The 15,097-nt window shown below is 71.3% G+C and carries 13 protein-coding genes; 8 read left to right on the top strand and 5 right to left on the bottom strand.

All coding sequences use genetic code 11. The features are described from left to right. Positions 1–107 precede the first annotated feature (107 nt). Genes ACIP98_RS01415 through ACIP98_RS01400 form a run of 4 tightly spaced genes read left to right on the top strand, consistent with a single transcriptional unit; the run spans position 108 to position 3,813 of the window. Complete coding sequence (locus ACIP98_RS01415; protein ID WP_401973129.1) at positions 108–1,691, top strand: Hsp70 family protein; 1,584 nt, start codon at positions 108–110, stop codon at positions 1,689–1,691. A 22-nt stretch (positions 1,692–1,713) separates the two neighbouring features. After that, positions 1,714–2,874 carry a hypothetical protein gene (locus ACIP98_RS01410; protein WP_319660235.1) on the top strand — a complete coding sequence of 387 codons (1,161 nt, stop codon included), beginning with the start codon at positions 1,714–1,716 and terminating at the stop codon, positions 2,872–2,874. Next, a complete protein-coding gene (gene grpE, locus ACIP98_RS01405; RefSeq protein ID WP_319660234.1) occupies positions 2,871–3,500 on the top strand; it encodes a nucleotide exchange factor GrpE in 630 nt (209 codons plus the stop codon). Before ACIP98_RS01410 ends, grpE (ACIP98_RS01405) begins: the two co-directional genes overlap by 4 nt. 16 nt (positions 3,501–3,516) lie before the next feature. Beyond that, positions 3,517–3,813, top strand: coding sequence for an NIPSNAP family protein (locus ACIP98_RS01400; protein ID WP_319660233.1), 297 nt, complete (start codon positions 3,517–3,519; stop codon positions 3,811–3,813). Here the strand turns inward: ACIP98_RS01400 and ACIP98_RS01395 are convergent. Beyond that, positions 3,771–4,235: a hypothetical protein gene (locus ACIP98_RS01395; protein ID WP_319660232.1), complete on the bottom strand. Its 465-nt coding sequence runs from the start codon at positions 4,233–4,235 to the stop codon at positions 3,771–3,773. The two genes, ACIP98_RS01400 and ACIP98_RS01395, sit on opposite strands and share 43 nt — an antisense overlap. A gap of 205 nt (positions 4,236–4,440) precedes the next feature. On the opposite strand from ACIP98_RS01395, the gene ACIP98_RS01390 reads away from it, so the two are divergent. The 3 genes from ACIP98_RS01390 to ACIP98_RS01380 all read left to right on the top strand — a co-directional run bounded on the left by ACIP98_RS01390 (position 4,441) and on the right by ACIP98_RS01380 (position 8,227). Then, complete coding sequence (locus tag ACIP98_RS01390; RefSeq protein WP_319660231.1) at positions 4,441–6,465, top strand: PA14 domain-containing protein; 2,025 nt, start codon at positions 4,441–4,443, stop codon at positions 6,463–6,465. A gap of 65 nt (positions 6,466–6,530) precedes the next feature. Beyond that, a complete protein-coding gene (locus ACIP98_RS01385; RefSeq protein ID WP_319660230.1) occupies positions 6,531–7,688 on the top strand; it encodes an ImmA/IrrE family metallo-endopeptidase in 1,158 nt (385 codons plus the stop codon). Next, complete coding sequence (locus tag ACIP98_RS01380; protein WP_319660229.1) at positions 7,685–8,227, top strand: hypothetical protein; 543 nt, start codon at positions 7,685–7,687, stop codon at positions 8,225–8,227. Before ACIP98_RS01385 ends, ACIP98_RS01380 begins: the two co-directional genes overlap by 4 nt. 9 nt (positions 8,228–8,236) lie before the next feature. On the opposite strand, the gene ACIP98_RS01375 is transcribed toward ACIP98_RS01380, so the two are convergent. From ACIP98_RS01375 to dnaK, 4 genes are read right to left on the bottom strand one after another with little or no spacing between them, the layout of a single operon-like run. After that, entirely contained in the window at positions 8,237–8,686 is a 450-nt protein-coding gene (locus tag ACIP98_RS01375) for a heat shock protein transcriptional repressor HspR (protein ID WP_401973125.1), read from the bottom strand. A gap of 19 nt (positions 8,687–8,705) precedes the next feature. Further along, entirely contained in the window at positions 8,706–9,890 is a 1,185-nt protein-coding gene (gene dnaJ, locus ACIP98_RS01370) for a molecular chaperone DnaJ (RefSeq protein ID WP_401973123.1), read from the bottom strand. A gap of 39 nt (positions 9,891–9,929) precedes the next feature. Then, a complete protein-coding gene (gene grpE, locus ACIP98_RS01365; RefSeq protein WP_401973121.1) occupies positions 9,930–10,601 on the bottom strand; it encodes a nucleotide exchange factor GrpE in 672 nt (223 codons plus the stop codon). Further along, the gene (gene dnaK, locus ACIP98_RS01360; RefSeq protein ID WP_319660226.1) at positions 10,598–12,442 is read right to left on the bottom strand and encodes a molecular chaperone DnaK; all 1,845 of its coding nucleotides are present in this window, start codon (positions 12,440–12,442) and stop codon (positions 10,598–10,600) included. The genes grpE (ACIP98_RS01365) and dnaK overlap by 4 nt, the downstream gene beginning before the upstream one ends. A gap of 335 nt (positions 12,443–12,777) precedes the next feature. On the opposite strand from dnaK, the gene ACIP98_RS01355 reads away from it, so the two are divergent. Then, positions 12,778–15,045 carry a (Fe-S)-binding protein gene (locus ACIP98_RS01355; RefSeq protein WP_319660225.1) on the top strand — a complete coding sequence of 756 codons (2,268 nt, stop codon included), beginning with the start codon at positions 12,778–12,780 and terminating at the stop codon, positions 15,043–15,045. The last annotated feature ends 52 nt before the right edge of the window (positions 15,046–15,097 follow it).

Raw genomic sequence — 15,097 nt, 5'->3', positions numbered from 1 at the left:
ACCCCGTCAATCCCATCCCCTGAACACCCCTGCATGCTGCATGATTGACGCTCCGGCAGATTCGGGCGGCACGAGTTACGGGGAGGTGCCCGGGGGTGGCACGGGTTGTGGGAATCGATCTCGGAACGACGTACTCCGCTGTGGCGGTGGCCGACCGGACCGGCACCGCGTCCATCGTCCGCAATCGCGAGGGGGAGAACATCACCCCGTCCGTGGTGATGTTCCAGGGCGACACGGTCGTCGTCGGCTCGCAGGCCAAGCGGTCCGCGGCGACCGCCCCCGACCACGTCGTGCAGTTCGTCAAGCGCTACATGGGCGAGCCCCACCCCGTCTACACCTCCGAGTCCGGCACGCACTTCCGCCCCGAGGAGATCTCGGCGCTGATCCTCAAGCGGCTCAAGGAGGACGCCGAGATGATGCTCGGCGAGCCGGTGGAGCGCGCCGTGATCACCGTCCCCGCGTACTTCGACGACGCCCGCCGCAAGGCGACCCAGGACGCGGGCCGGATCGCCGGCCTGGAGGTGCTGCGGATCGTCAACGAGCCGACCGCCGCCGCCCTGGCCTACGGCGTCGACCAGGACGACGACGAGCGCGTCGGCACCGTGCTCGTCTACGACCTGGGCGGCGGCACCTTCGACGTGACCGTGATGAGGGTCGAGGACGGCGACTACGAGGTCGTCGCGACCGACGGCGACCGCAACCTCGGCGGCTTCGACTGGGACGGGGTGCTGATGGAGCACCTCAACGGAGCCTTCATGGCGGCCGGCGGCCCCGACCTCACCGACGACAGCGCTACCCTCGCCGAGCTGCGGGACAAGGCGGAGATCGCCAAGCGCACGCTGTCCAACGCCCCGCAGGCCGTGGTCGTGCTCTCGGCGGGCGGGCGCCACGAGCAGATCCGCATCACCCAGGCCCGGTTCGAGGAGCTGACCGCCGAACTCCTGGACCGCACCCGCATCCTCACCGAGGGCGTCCTGGAGGAGTCCGGCCTGACCTGGGGTGACATCGACAAGGTGCTGCTCGTCGGCGGCTCCACGCGGATGCCCCAGGTCCCGGCGCTCGTCGAGCGGCTGTCCGGGAAGAGCGCGGAACGCGGCGTCAACCAGGACGAGGTGGTGGCGCTCGGCGCCGCGCTGATCGCCCTGGACGCCGAGGTGCGCGCCGAACAGGCCGCGGAACGCAAGAAGTACATCGGCAGCGGCGCCCACGTGGAGTCCGCCCCCGGCGACGGCCTGGCCCGGCTGACCAAGGGCAGGGTCAGGTCCATCAAGGACGTCACCTCGCAGTCGCTGGGCATGGTCGCGGTGCACGACGACGCCCCCGGCTCCCCCGAGTACAACGCGGTGATCATCACGCACAACACCACCGTCCCGGCCAAGGAGAGCGACACCTTCTACACGATCCGGGAGCGCCAGACCGCGCTGCGGGTGCAGGTCACCGAAGGCGAGGGCGAGGACCTGGACTACGTGAAGGTGGTCGGGGAGAGCACCCTCAAGATCCCGCCGTACCCCAAGGGCGCGCCCTTCGAGGTCTTCTACTCCTACGACGTCGACGGCATCATCCACGTCGAGGTCAAGGACCTGACCTCCGGGGAGTGGCTGGGCGAGTTCGAGGTCGAGCGCCCCGACAACCTCGGCACCGGGCAACTGGAAGAACTCAGCGACCGGGTGGCCCGTACCGCCGCCCTCTGACCGGAGCCGGAGGCGCCGCGCCATGACCGCGACCGATGTCCCCGACTACTACGCCGAGTTCGGGATCAGCACCAGCGCCACACCGCAGGAGATCGGCAAACACCTCGACCGCGAGCACCGCACCTGGGCGGGCAAGGCCAGCAAGGCCCCCTCCGCCGAGAAGCGCCGCGAGGCCGAGGACAAGGTGCGGCGTGTCCTGGACGCCCGCAAGGCGCTCACCGACCCCGCCGCCCGCGCCCTGTACGACCAGCGGCTCGCCCGGGCCAAGAAGGGCGGGCCGCGGCAGCCGCCCCGGCCGGAACCGGTGCAGCCCACCCTCGGCGGCACCGTCCGCGACTGGGTCGGCACCGCCCAGCAGCTCATCACCGAGGGCGACCTGCAGGCCGCCGCCTACGAGCTGCGCCAGGCCGTGCACCACGACGACCGCAACGCCTTCGCCTGGCGGCTGCTCGGCGCCGTCCACACCGACCTCGGCGAGTACCGGGACGCCCTCCAGGAGCACCGGCGCGCCCTGGAACTGGAGCCCGCCGACGCCGGCACGCACTACCTGGTCGGCACCGTCCACACCGCCCTCGGCGACCACGGCACCGCGCTGAGCTGGTACCTGAAGGCCGCCACCCTCGCCCCCGGCGACCTGGGGACCGAGATCGCCATCGGCGACGGGCTGTACGCCGCCTCGCGCTTCGACGAGGCCCTGAGCTGGTACGAGACGGCCCTGAGTCATTCCCCCGGGCACGCCGGGCTGCGCAACCAGATCGCCCGCATCTGGTCGCTGCGCGCGGAGGGCGCCATGGTCACCCACCCGTACACCCGCCGGCTGGTCGTCGCGGCCGCGGAGACCGCGCAGCGGGTGCTGCACTGCGTCGACCAGGGACTGGCCGTCCGCCCCGGCGACCCGGAACTGACGGGACGGCTGGAGTTCTACGGCGCGCTCGCGCGCGACGCCCTGCGCAAGACCTGGAACTGGCGCGGCGGCATGCTCCTGGTCGTCCTCGCCGGTGTGGCGCTGGCGTTCGCCGTCGGCGACGGCAAGGCCGGTCTCTACAGCCTGCTGGTGCTGGCCGTCACCGCCGCGCTCGTCGCCTGGCTCGGCTACCGGCCCCGCTGGTTCCACACCCGCAAGTCCCTTCCCCGGCACGCCCGGGACCCGCAGCGACAGCAGCAGCCCTGGAGCACCGCATGAGCACTCCGCCGTCCGTACCCCCGGTCCCGCCCACGCCGCCCACGCCTCCCGCACCGCCCGCGCCGCCGGGACTTCCGATGCCGCCGGAGGCCGTCGCCGCCGAGCCGGTGCCGGTGCCCGCGCAGGCGTCGGCACCGGTGCCGGCGCCCTCCCCCGATCCGTTCGCGATCGTCGCCGACGCCGTGGACGGGCTCAGGGAGGAAATGGCCGCGCTCGGCGACCAGTTCCGGCGCAGGCTGCTCAACGACCGCGAGGGCCGGCGCGGCCTGGACGAACTGCGCGCCGAACTGGACCACACCCGCAAGGCCGCCGAGGGCCGCCTGATGCAGCCGCTGCTGTACGACCTCGTGCTGCTCCTGGACCGCATCGACCGCCACCCCGGCATCGACGGCGGTTTCGCGGACTCGGTCGGCGCCGAACTCCTCACCGTCCTGGAGAAGTACGGCATGACCCGCATCCCGGTCGCCGCGGGCCGCTTCGACCCCGGCCACCAGGAGGCCGTCGGCACCGTCCCCGCCCCCCGGCCCGAACTCGCGGGCGACGTCGCGGAAGTGGTCCGGCACGGCTACCGCGTCGGCGACCGCGTCGTGCGTCCCCAGCAGGTCCGCGTCCACGCGGCCCCCTGACCCCCAGGAGTCCCGCATGCCCAGGACCTTGCAGCTGCGCACGTACACCATCAGGCCTGACGCGCTCGACGCCTGGCTCGCGCTGTGGCACACCGAGATCGTCCCGCTGCGCCGGGCGCACGGCTTCGAGATCGGCCAGGCCTGGGTGGACCGGCAGCGCAGCCAGTTCGTCTGGCTGATCGGCTACGCGGGCGAGGACGGCTTCGAGGCCGCCAACGCCCGCTACTGGAACAGCCCCGAGCGCGAGCGGATGCCCCTGCAGCCGGAGGACTACCTCGTGCGCAGCGAGGTCCGCGACGTCGAACCGGCCTGAGCCGCGCCCCACACCGCCACGGCCGCCCACAGCGGCAGCCACGCGGCCGCGAGCAGCGCCCCCGCGCCGAGCGCCGCACCCGCCACGGTCACCTCCCGGCGCCGGGCCCACACGGAGCCGACACCGCCGACCGCGAGCAGCGCCACCACGACCGGGACCGGCACCAGGTCCGCGTAGCGCGGCACCTCCTCCACCCCGTACGCCGCCACCCCGAGGCTCACCAGGACCAGCGCCAGAACGCCCATGACCCACCAGGGCCCCTCACGGTCCGAGGCCAGTCGCAACGCGGCCCACAGGCCCACCGTCGCCATGGCCACGTCCAGCCCCTCGGAGCTCCACGCCAGCGCGTGCGGCACCGCCGCGGCCAGCATCCCGAAGGCGAGACCCGTCACCACTCCTGTCCACACCGCTCCACGTGACATGTCCCGCGTCTTCCCCGTCCCGCCCCCCACAGGCCTCCCCCGCCCGCCCCGCCACCCCTTCGGCGTCACGCCTCGGGCGCCGCGCGCGGGGTTCGGAAAGCGGGGCGGGCAGGGCGTCGCAGGACACGGCATGATCACGGGCATGCACAACCCCTGGGCACAAGGGGTCGGGAGTGTCAGGATTTTGCTCCTCAGGGAGGGATCTTTGACCACGCACATACGGACGACCGCCACCGCGCTCGTCCTCGCCACGGCGGCCGCGGGCCTCGCGACACTGCCCGCGAGCACCGCCCACGCCGCCACCACCTGTTCCACCGGGGTGTGGGTGGCGTCCTACTACGCCAACACCACGTTCAAGGGCAGCCCCAAGAAGACCGCCTGCGATGCCTCGATCAACGAGAACTACGGCACCGGCCACCCCGCCGGCATCGCACTCCCCAACGACAACTTCGGCGTCCGGTGGAGCCTCACCCGCGACTTCGGCTCCGGCGGGCCGTTCACCTTCACCGCCGCGGCCCGCGACGGCATCCGCGTCTACCTGGACTCCAGCCTCAAGATCAACCTCTGGAAGGACGTGAGCACCACACAGAACAAGACCCTCAACCTCACCGTCCCCAAGGGCCGCCACACCCTGCGCGTCGACTTCGCCGCTTTCAAGAGCGCCGCGAACGTCAAGTTCACCTACGCGCCGCGCACGTCGGCGTCGGTGGACAAGACCGGGCCGCTGACGCCGACCGGGCTGAAGGCCCCGGCCACCGGGCACGCGTTCACGCTCGCGTGGACCAAGGGCGCGGAGATGGACCTCGCGGGGTACCGCGTCTACCGCCGCACCGGCTCGGGCAGCTGGGTCCGGATCAGCGGCGCGCCGGCGGTGACCTCGACGTCCTACCGGGACCTGCCGGCGTCCACCGGCGCCAAGTACTCCTACGCGGTCGCGGCCGTCGACAAGGCGGGCAACGCCTCGGCGCTGTCGGCCGCGGTCACGGTCACCTCGATCGACGAGCAGGCCCCGGCCACACCGACCGGCCTGAAGGTGGCGGCCACCGCCGACGGCAGGGGCTACGCGCTGACCTGGAACGCGATCGCGGACGCGGTGAAGTACCAGGTGTACCGGGCGACGTCGGCGACCGGCCCGTGGACCGCGCTCGGCACCCCGTCGGGCGCCTCGTACACGGACACCACGGCCGCCTCCAGGACGACGTACCTGTACGCCGTGCACGCCGTCGACGCCGCCGGCAACCTGTCGGGCAGGTCCGCCGCCGCCGGCACGGCCCCGCTGGTGATCCGGCCGGTCGCGCCCCATGACGTGGCGGCGACGCCCCTCGTGAACCTGCTCGGCGTCAAGCTGACGTGGAGCCTCCCGGCGGCCCAGGACGTCGGGACGTACACGGTGTACCGCTCGACCACCTCGCCGGTGAACCCGGCCACCGCGACCCGCGTCACCTGCACGATCGATCACGAGGGCAACCTCGGCGCCGACCCGGCCCGGTACAGCTGCACCGACAGCAGCATGTCCTTGCGACGCGGCGTGACCTACCACTACGCCGTGACCCAGAGCGCCGACGGCCTCACTTCGGCACCCTCGAACGAGGTCACCTTCACCGTGCCCGGCGACGAGGTCCCCCCGGCCCTGGTCTCCGGACTGACCGCCGAACCGACGGAGTACGGGGTGCGCCTGCACTGGGACCCCAACACCGAGCCGGACCTTGCCCGTTACACGGTCTACAGCGGTGAGCTGTACGAGGACGACGGGCAGTGGACCTGCTTCGGCCATGCGGTCGAGTGGCTGGGCCCGGACGCCACCGGGTACCTCGCCGAGCGGCTGCCCGACGGCGAGCGGGGCTGCTACTTCGTCGACGCCGAGGACACCTGGGGCAACTCCATGTTCCTGTGGGAACAGGAGGCCTCCGTGGTGGAGTTCACCGAACTCGACCTGACGCCCTCCGTCGCGACCCCGGAGGACTCGCCCGTGCGGCTGACCGCCGAGGACGTGCTCAGCGGCGTGCGACTGGGCTGGGACGGGGTTTCCGGCGCCGCTGGTTACCGCGTCTACCGCTGGGACCGTGCCGCCGGCCGGTACGAGAGCCTGACGCCGGATCCGGTGACGGGCACGGCCTGGACAGACACCACCGCGCCCCGCGGCACCACCCACTACTACTGGGTGACCGCCGTGGACGCGGACGGCACGGAGTCCGCGCCGGGCGGGGCCTCCGTGATCCTGGCCCCGTAGCACCACCGCAGCACAGTACGTAGGCGGGTCTTGCGATTATCGCAAGGCCCGCCTACGCTGTTTTCATGGACCCGCATGTCATCGAACGCGTACGCACCGTGATGGACGCGGCCGCGATGACCAAGGCCGCCTTCGCCCGGACGGTCGGGCTCACGCCCGACAAGCTGTCGAAGTCGCTCAGCGGGGTGCGCCGCTTCACCTCGCTCGACCTGGCGCTCATCGCCGAGGCCGGCGGCACCACGGTGGACTGGCTGCTGACCGGCAACGAACCGCTGCGCCCCGCCCTCGCGGCCCGGACGCGCAGCGACAGCGCCCCCGACCCGGTCGGCACACAGGAGGTCACGGCGCGCTTCGCGGCCGCCTATGAGGTGCTGGAACTCCTCGACCGGACAGCGGAGTTGCCTGCCGTCCCCGAGCCGGACCCCGCGCTGGAGCGGTACGCGGCGCAGGGCGAGCGGCTGGCGGAGCAGGCGCGGGAACGGCTGCCGGCGGCGGAGCTGGAGACCGACGAGCTGATCGCCGCGGTCGAGGAGCACTTCGGGGTCGACGTGGCCATCACGGGCCTTCCCCAGGCTGTGGACGGGCTCGCGTGGCAGACCGACACCTTCCGCCTCGTGCTCGTCGCGCCCACCGGCCTGTGGACACGGCAGCGCTTCACCCTGGCCCACGAGCTCTGCCACATCCTCGCCAAGGACGCCCGCAGCGTCGTCGTGGAGTCCCACGTCGCCCCCGGCCGGCAGAAGGACCTGGCCGAGGTGCGGGCCAATGTCTTCGCCTCGCATCTGCTGATGCCCGCCCGGGCGCTGACGGATGCCGCCGCGGCGGAGGGGGAGCTCACGGACACCGCCTTCGAGCGGCTGGTCGTCCGCTTCCGGGTGTCGCCGAGCGCGCTCGCCGCACGGCTGCACCAACTGGGCCTGATCGACGCCGTACGCCGCAAGCACCTGCGCGGCCTGACCACCGAGTCCTGCCACCTGCTGGCGGGCGCCGGTGACGAGTACCAGCGGCAGGCGGCGCGGGCCTCGGCGGAACGCTTTCCGCCGCGCCTGGCCTCGGAGTTGTACAAGGCCTACCGGGCGGGCGAGACGACGCTGCGCCCGCTGGCCGCGCTGCTGGACACCGACGTGGAGCGGCTGCACGACCTGCTGGCCCCCGAATCCGCACCCGGCAACGGCGCCGATCAACAGGACGCCGAAGAAGGGGACCTGGTCTTCCAGCCATGACCGCCTGGTGGTTCCCGGACAACACCGTCCTGTGCAACTTCGCCGCCGTGGACCGGATGCTGCTGCTGGAGAAGGTGCTGGACGGCCGCGGTCGCTGGACCCAGGCCGTCGCCTACGAGGCGGCCCGCTCCGCGCGGTTCCTCCCGCGCCTGGCGGGGCTGGCCGAGGCCGGCTGGCTGGGCGAGCCGGTGGAGATCACCGAGAGGGACGAGCTGCGGGAGGTCGACCGGCTGCGCCGCGCGGTCTTCGGTGGCCCGGCGAACGCGCCGACCCGGCATCTCGGGGAGGCCGAGACCTGCGTACTGATCACGCGGCGGCGGGAGTTCCGCGGCTCCGTCTGGATCACCGACGACCGCTCCGCCCGCAACTTCACGCGCCGGCGCGGGATCACCACGAAGGAGACCTTCGACCTGATGCGGGACGCGTGCGCCGAGGGGCTCGTGCCCGCGGCCGAGGGCCATCGGCTGCTGCACGCCATGATCGCCTCGGGCCGGCACCTGCACCATGTGTCGCAGGGGCCCGCCGACCTGCTGGCGTAGCGGGAGCGGCTACTCGGGCCGCTTGGCGGGCCGCCACACCACCAGCGCCGAGGTCTGCTGCACGTCCTGGTACGGCACCAGGTCCCGCCGGTAGGAGGCGTGGACGGCCGCTTCGCGCTGCTGCATGGCCGCCGCGGCGCCCTCGACGGCCGCGGCCAGTTCGGCCACCCGGGACTGCAGGGCCGCGACCTGGTTCTCCAGTTCGATGATGCGCTTGATGCCCGCGAGGTTGATGCCCTCGTCCTGCGACAGGCGCTGGACCTCGCGCAGCAGCTCGATGTCACGGGCCGAGTAGCGGCGGCCTCGCCCGGCCGTGCGGTCGGGCGAGACCAGGCCGAGCCGGTCGTACTGCCGAAGGGTCTGAGGGTGCAGGCCGGAGAGCTGGGCCGCCACCGAGATGACGTAGACAGGGGACTCGTCCGTCAGCTCGTACGGGTTGCGACCCCGTCCGCCTCGCATGCCGCCCATGCTCATCGGTTCAGACTCCCTTCGCGGCCTTGAACAGCTCTGCCCGCGGATCGATGTCCGCGGTCGCCTCCCGGTACGCCTCCAGGGCGTCCAGCGCCTTGCCCTCGGTGGCCGCCGGAACGGCGACCTCGACGGTGACCAGCAGATCGCCGTGCGTACCGTCCTTGCGGACGGCACCCTTGCCACGCGCCCGCAGCGTACGCCCGTTGGGCGTGCCCGGGGGCAGCTTCAGGGTGACCGGGGGGCCGCCGAGCGTCGGGACCTTGATCTCGCCGCCGAGGGCCGCCTCCGTGAAGGAGACCGGCACCACGACGGTGAGGTTGTCGCCCTTGCGGCCGAAGACCGGGTGGGCGTCGACGTGCACGGTCACGTACAGGTCGCCGCCCGGGCCGCCGCGCTCGCCGGGCGCGCCCTTGCCGCGCAGCCGGATGCGCTGCCCGTCGGTGACGCCGGCCGGGATGCGCACCTGCATGGTGCGCGCCGAGCGGGCCCGGCCGCTGCCGTTGCAGACCTCGCAGGGATCCTGCGCGATCAGGCCGCGGCCCTTGCAGTCCACGCAGGGGTCGGTGAGCGAGAAGCCGCCACCGCCACCGCGCGAGACCTGGCCGGTGCCGACGCAGGTCGGGCAGACCCGCGGCGTGCCGTTCTTGTCGCCGGTACCCGAACAGGCCTTGCAGGGGGCCTGGCTGGTCATCTTCAGCGGAACCGTGGCGCCGTCCACCGCCTCGGTGAACTTGAGCGTCACCTCGGTCTCGACGTCCTGGCCGCGCCGGGGCTGCGTACGGGTCGTCGTACCGCCCCGGTTGAACAGGCCGCCGAACACGTCCCCGAGGCCGCCGCCGAAGCCGCCGCCCTGGGCCGTGCCGGCACCGCCGGCGGCACCGCCGCCGAAGAGGTCGCCGAGGTCGAAGCCGAACCCGCCCGCGCCGGCCGGGCCGCCGCGGAAGCCGCCGTTGCCGAAGAGGGCGCGGCCCTCGTCGTACTCCTTGCGGCGCTTGGGGTCCGACAGCACGTCATTGGCCTCGGAGATCTCCTTGAAGCGCTCCTCGGCCTTGGCGTCGCCCTTGTTGGCGTCCGGGTGGAACTCGCGGGCGAGCTTCCGGTACGCCTTCTTGATCTCCGCCTCGGTGGCGTCCTTCGGGACGCCGAGGACCTTGTAGAGATCCTTCTCGAACAAATCCCTGCTGATGCTCATCCCCGGCGTCCCTCCTTCCGTGCCTTCGCGTGACTCACGTCAGCCCTGCTCCGGGCCACCGTTCTCCTCGTCCGCCGAGTCGGCGTTGCCCTGCGTGCCCTGCGTCCCCGGCTGGGGCTCGGCGACCGCCACCCGCGCGGGGCGGATGGTGCGCTCTCCGATGCGATACCCGGGCTGCAGGATCTGCACGCAGGTCGTCTGTGTGACGTCCGGCGAGTAGCTGTGCATCAGGGCCTCGTGCACCAGCGGGTCGAAGGGCTCGCCCTCCTTGCCGAACTGCTGGAGGCCCAGCTTGGCGGCCACCGTCTCCAGGGACTCGCCGACCGACTTGAAGCCGCCGACCAGTTCCTTGTGGTCCCGGGCCCGGCCGATGTCGTCGAGCACCGGGAGCAGTTCGGTGAGCAGATTGGCGATCGCGACCTCGCGGACGGCGATACGGTCCCGCTCCACCCGGCGGCGGTAGTTCTGGTACTCCGCCTGGAGCCGCTGCAGGTCCGCCGTGCGCTCGCCGAGCGCCGTGCGCACCTGGTCCAGCTGCGCCTGCAGAGCGACCGTGGCGTTCGCGTCCCCGGCCGGGGCCGCCGGGGCCGCCTGCTCGGCGGACCCGGCGCCCGGCGCCGTGTCGCCCGCGGAGTCCGCGGACGACGCGGAACCGGCCTCGGCAGAGGGGACGTCAGGCTCCTGCTCGAAGCCCGGGGTCTCCTCCGTCACGCGGCACCGTCCTTCTTGTCCTCGTCGACGATCTCGGCGTCGACGACGTCGTCGTCGGCCTGGGCACCGCCCGCGGCACCGGCGGCACCGGCCGCGCCACCCTCGGCCTGGGCGTTGGCGTAGAGCGCCTGGCCCAGCTTCTGGGAGGTGGCGGCGACCTTCTCGGTGGCCTCGCGGATGGCGGCGGAGTCCTCGCCCTTCAGCTTCTCCTTGAGGTCCGCCACGGCCGCCTCGACCTCGGTCTTGACGTCGGCGGGGACCTTGTCCTCGTTGTCCTTGAGGAACTTCTCGGTCTGGTAGACCAGTTGCTCGGCCTGGTTGCGGGTCTCGGCGGACTCGCGGCGCTTGTGGTCCTCCTCCGCGTACTGCTCGGCCTCGCGCATCATGCGGTCGATGTCGTCCTTCGGCAGCGCGGAGCCACCGGTGACGGTCATGCGCTGCTCCTTGCCGGTACCGAGGTCCTTGGCGGAGACGTGCATGATGCCGTTGGCGTCGATGTCGAAGGCGACCTCGATCTGCGGGATGCCGCGCGGCGCCGGCGGCAGGCCCGTGAGCTCGAACATGCCGAGCTTCTTGTTGTACGCGGCGATCTCGCGCTCGCCCTGGTAGACCTGGATCTGGACCGACGGCTGGTTGTCCTCGGCCGTGGTGAAGATCTCCGAGCGCTTGGTCGGGATCGTGGTGTTGCGCTCGATCAGCTTGGTCATGATGCCGCCCTTGGTCTCGATGCCGAGGGACAGCGGGGTGACGTCGAGCAGCAGGACGTCCTTGACCTCGCCCTTGAGCACACCGGCCTGGAGCGCGGCGCCGATGGCCACGACCTCGTCCGGGTTCACGCCCTTGTTGGCGTCCTGACCGCCGGTCAGCTCCTTGACGAGCTCGGCGACGGCGGGCATGCGGGTGGAGCCACCGACGAGAACGACGTGGTCGATCTCGGAGAGCTGGATGCCCGCGTCCTTGATGACGTTGTGGAACGGGATCTTGCAGCGCTCGAGCAGGTCCGCGGACAGCTGCTGGAACTGGGCGCGGGTGAGGCGCTCGTCCAGGTGCAGCGGGCCCTCGGCCGAGGCGGTGATGTAGGGCAGGTTGATCGAGGTCTCGGTGGACGAGGACAGCTCGATCTTCGCCTTCTCGGCGGCCTCGCGCAGACGCTGCAGCGCCATCTTGTCCTTGGACAGGTCCACGCCGTGACCGGAGGCGAACTGCTTCACCAGGTAGTCGACGATGCGCTGGTCCCAGTCGTCACCACCGAGGTGGTTGTCGCCGTTGGTGGCCTTCACCTCGACGACGCCGTCGCCGATCTCCAGCAGCGAAACGTCGAAGGTGCCGCCACCGAGGTCGAAGACGAGGATGGTCTGGTCGTCCTTGTCCAGGCCGTACGCCAGGGCGGCGGCCGTGGGCTCGTTGACGATGCGCAGGACGTTGAGGCCCGCGATCTCGCCGGCCTCCTTGGTGGCCTGGCGCTCGGAGTCGTTGAAGTACGCCGGGACGGTGATGACCGCGTCGGTCACCTTCTCGCCCAGGTAGGCCTCGGCGTCACGCTTCAGCTTCTGCAGGATGAAGGCGCTCATCTGCTGCGGGTTGAAGTCCTTGCCGTCCAGGTTGATCCGCCAGTCGGTGCCCATGTGGCGCTTGACCGACCGGACGGTCCTGTCGACGTTGGTGACGGCCTGGCGCTTGGCGACCTCGCCGACGAGCACCTCACCGTTCTTCGCGAAGGCGACGACGGACGGCGTGGTCCTGGCACCCTCGGCGTTGGTGATGACGGTGGGCTCGCCGCCTTCGAGAACGCTGACGACGGAGTTAGTCGTGCCCAGGTCGATGCCGACCGCACGTGCCATGGTGAAATCCTCCAACTGCCTACTTGAGTGGAACAGACTCAAGAGTGCCGGACGGTTCTCCCGGTGTCAACAGACATGAGTCGTGGCCACTCAACTTTAGGGCGGACGCTCCGCGCATGGCTGCCTGCGCAGCGCGTTCACGGGCCTCCCCACCCCGGGCTCCGACGCGTCCCGGCCCGGGCAAGGCGGCCCTCAGCGACGCAGATCACCGGCGGCGCGGCTGCGCACGTGCGCCGATACTGGGTACCCTCAGGAGAAACGAATAAGTTACTGCTTAGTAGTCAGCCGGGCAGTCGGCCCGCGCCTCCGCTCTCGCAGGTCCGAGGAGCCCTGAAATGCAACTCGCCGCGATCATCGTGTCGCTGGTACTCGCCGTGGTCGGCGTGGCGCTGTTCAGCCGAGCCATCGCCCAGATCTACCGGTTCGTACGACTCGGCCAGGACGTACCCGCGGGCACGCGCACCGACGACTGGCGCGCGCGCACCGTCACGGTCGCGCGGGAGTTCCTGGGTCACACCCGGATGAACCGCTGGGGCGTGGTCGGCGTCGCCCACTGGTTCGTCGCCGTCGGCTTCTTCTCCCTCGTCCTCACCCTGGTGAACGCCTTCGGGCAGCTCTTCCGGGCCGACTGGGCGCTGCCGGTCATCGGTCACTGGCTGCCCTACGAGGTCTTCGTCGAGTTCATCGGCCTGATGACGACGCTCGGCATCCTCACGCTGATCGTCATCCGCCAGCTGTCGCTGCCCGACCGGCCCGGACGCAAGTCCCGCTTCTCCGGCTCCAACCTCGGCCAGGCGTACTTCGTCGAGGCCGTCATCCTCATCATCGGCCTCGCGATCATGACGCTGCGCGGCCTGGAGGGCGCCCTGGCGGGCGTGCACGGCTACGAGGCCGCCTACTTCGCCTCGTACCCACTGGTCGCGGCCTTCAAGGGGCTGAGCGTCGGCACGCTCCAGAACCTGGTCTACCTGACCGCGATGATCAAGATCGGCACCTCCTTCATCTGGATGATCACGGTCGGCCTCAGGACCGACATGGGCGTCGCCTGGCACCGCTTCCTGGCCTTCCCGAACATCTGGTTCAAGCGCAACGCCGACGGCGCCGTCGCGCTCGGCGCCCTGCTGCCGATGACCTCCGGCGGCAAGCCGATCGACTTCGAGGACCCGGGCGAGGACGACGTCTTCGGCGTCAGCCAGGTGGAGCAGTTCTCCTGGAAGGGCATCCTCGACTTCTCGACCTGCACCGAGTGCGGCCGCTGCCAGTCGCAGTGCCCCGCCTGGAACACCGGCAAGCCGCTCTCCCCGAAGCTGCTGATCATGTCGCTGCGCGACCACGCGCACGCCAAGGCCCCGTACCTGCTGGCCGGCGGCGGCAAGACCATGGAGGGCGAGGAGAAGGCCTCCGAGGAACAGCTCAAGGACGTCCCCGCGGCCGCCCTGGCCGAGGCCGAGCGCCCGCTGATCGGCACCGCCGAGGAGAACGGCGTCATCGACCCCGACGTCCTGTGGTCCTGCACCACCTGCGGCGCCTGTGTCGAGCAGTGCCCGGTGGACATCGAGCACATCGACCACATCGTCGACATGCGCCGCTACCAGGTCATGATCGAGTCCTCGTTCCCGTCCGAGGCGGGCACGATGCTCAAGAACCTGGAGAAGAAGGGCAACCCCTGGGGCCTGCCCAAGAAGCAGCGCCTGGCATGGGTCAAGGAGGTCGACTTCGAGGTCCCCGTCGTGGGCGAGGACATCGAGGACCTCACCGAGGTGGAGTACCTCTACTGGGTCGGCTGCGCCGGCTCCCTGGAGGACCGCGCCAAGAAGACCACCAAGGCCTTCGCCGAGCTGCTGAACATCGCGGGCGTGAAGTTCGCGATCATGGGCGGCGAGGAGAACTGCACCGGTGACTCCGCCCGCCGCCTGGGCAACGAGTTCCTCTTCCAGCAGCTCGGCGCCGAGAACGTCGCCATGCTGAACATGGCCTTCGGCGAGGACGACGAGGACGAGAGCACCAAGCTCCCCGCCTCGAAAAAGAAGATCGTCGCCACCTGCCCGCACTGCTTCAACACCCTGGCGAACGAGTACCCGCAGCTCGGCGGCGAGTACGAGGTCATCCACCACACCCAGCTGCTGCAGCACCTGGTCGACGAGGGCAAGCTCGTCCCCGTCACCCCGGTCGAGGGCATCATCACCTACCACGACCCCTGCTACCTGGGCCGCCACAACAAGGTCTACACACCGCCGCGCGAAATCATCGCCAAGGTGCCGGGACTGCGGAACGAGGAGATGCACCGCCACAAGGAGCGCGGCTTCTGCTGCGGCGCCGGGGGTGCCCGCATGTGGATGGAGGAGCGGATCGGCAAGCGCGTCAACAACGAGCGCGTGGACGAGGCCCTGTCCCTCAACCCGGACATCGTCTCCACCGCCTGCCCGTTCTGCCTGGTGATGCTCTCGGACTCGGTCAACGGCCGGAAGAACGAGGGCAAGGCCAAGGAGTCGCTGCAGGTCGTCGACGTCGCCCAGCTGCTGCTGGACTCCGTCAGGACCCCGCTCGACCCGGACGGCGCGCAGGAGTCGGCCGTGGAGCCGGAGCCCGAGCCGGCGACGTAGCGGGCCCCGCACGGCGCAACGCCGGTGGGCGCGTACGGAAGTCCGTACGCGC

This window comes from Streptomyces sp. NPDC088354, from assembly GCF_044753585.1.
Taxonomy (GTDB): Bacteria; Actinomycetota; Actinomycetes; order Streptomycetales; family Streptomycetaceae; genus Actinacidiphila.
The sequence above is the reverse complement of the archived record's forward strand: the minus strand, read 5'-3'. Positions and strand labels throughout refer to the sequence as shown.

Coding starts and splice junctions, on each gene's coding strand:
- ACIP98_RS01410 (WP_319660235.1), top strand. CDS start 1,714: ATGACCGCGACCGATGTCCCCGACTACTACGCCGAGTTCGGGATCAGC.
- grpE (WP_319660234.1), top strand. CDS start 2,871: ATGAGCACTCCGCCGTCCGTACCCCCGGTCCCGCCCACGCCGCCCACG.
- ACIP98_RS01400 (WP_319660233.1), top strand. CDS start 3,517: ATGCCCAGGACCTTGCAGCTGCGCACGTACACCATCAGGCCTGACGCG.
- ACIP98_RS01395 (WP_319660232.1), bottom strand. CDS start 4,235: ATGTCACGTGGAGCGGTGTGGACAGGAGTGGTGACGGGTCTCGCCTTC.
- ACIP98_RS01385 (WP_319660230.1), top strand. CDS start 6,531: ATGGACCCGCATGTCATCGAACGCGTACGCACCGTGATGGACGCGGCC.
- ACIP98_RS01380 (WP_319660229.1), top strand. CDS start 7,685: ATGACCGCCTGGTGGTTCCCGGACAACACCGTCCTGTGCAACTTCGCC.
- ACIP98_RS01375 (WP_401973125.1), bottom strand. CDS start 8,686: ATGCGAGGCGGACGGGGTCGCAACCCGTACGAGCTGACGGACGAGTCC.
- dnaJ (WP_401973123.1), bottom strand. CDS start 9,890: ATGAGCATCAGCAGGGATTTGTTCGAGAAGGATCTCTACAAGGTCCTC.
- dnaK (WP_319660226.1), bottom strand. CDS start 12,442: ATGGCACGTGCGGTCGGCATCGACCTGGGCACGACTAACTCCGTCGTC.
- ACIP98_RS01355 (WP_319660225.1), top strand. CDS start 12,778: ATGCAACTCGCCGCGATCATCGTGTCGCTGGTACTCGCCGTGGTCGGC.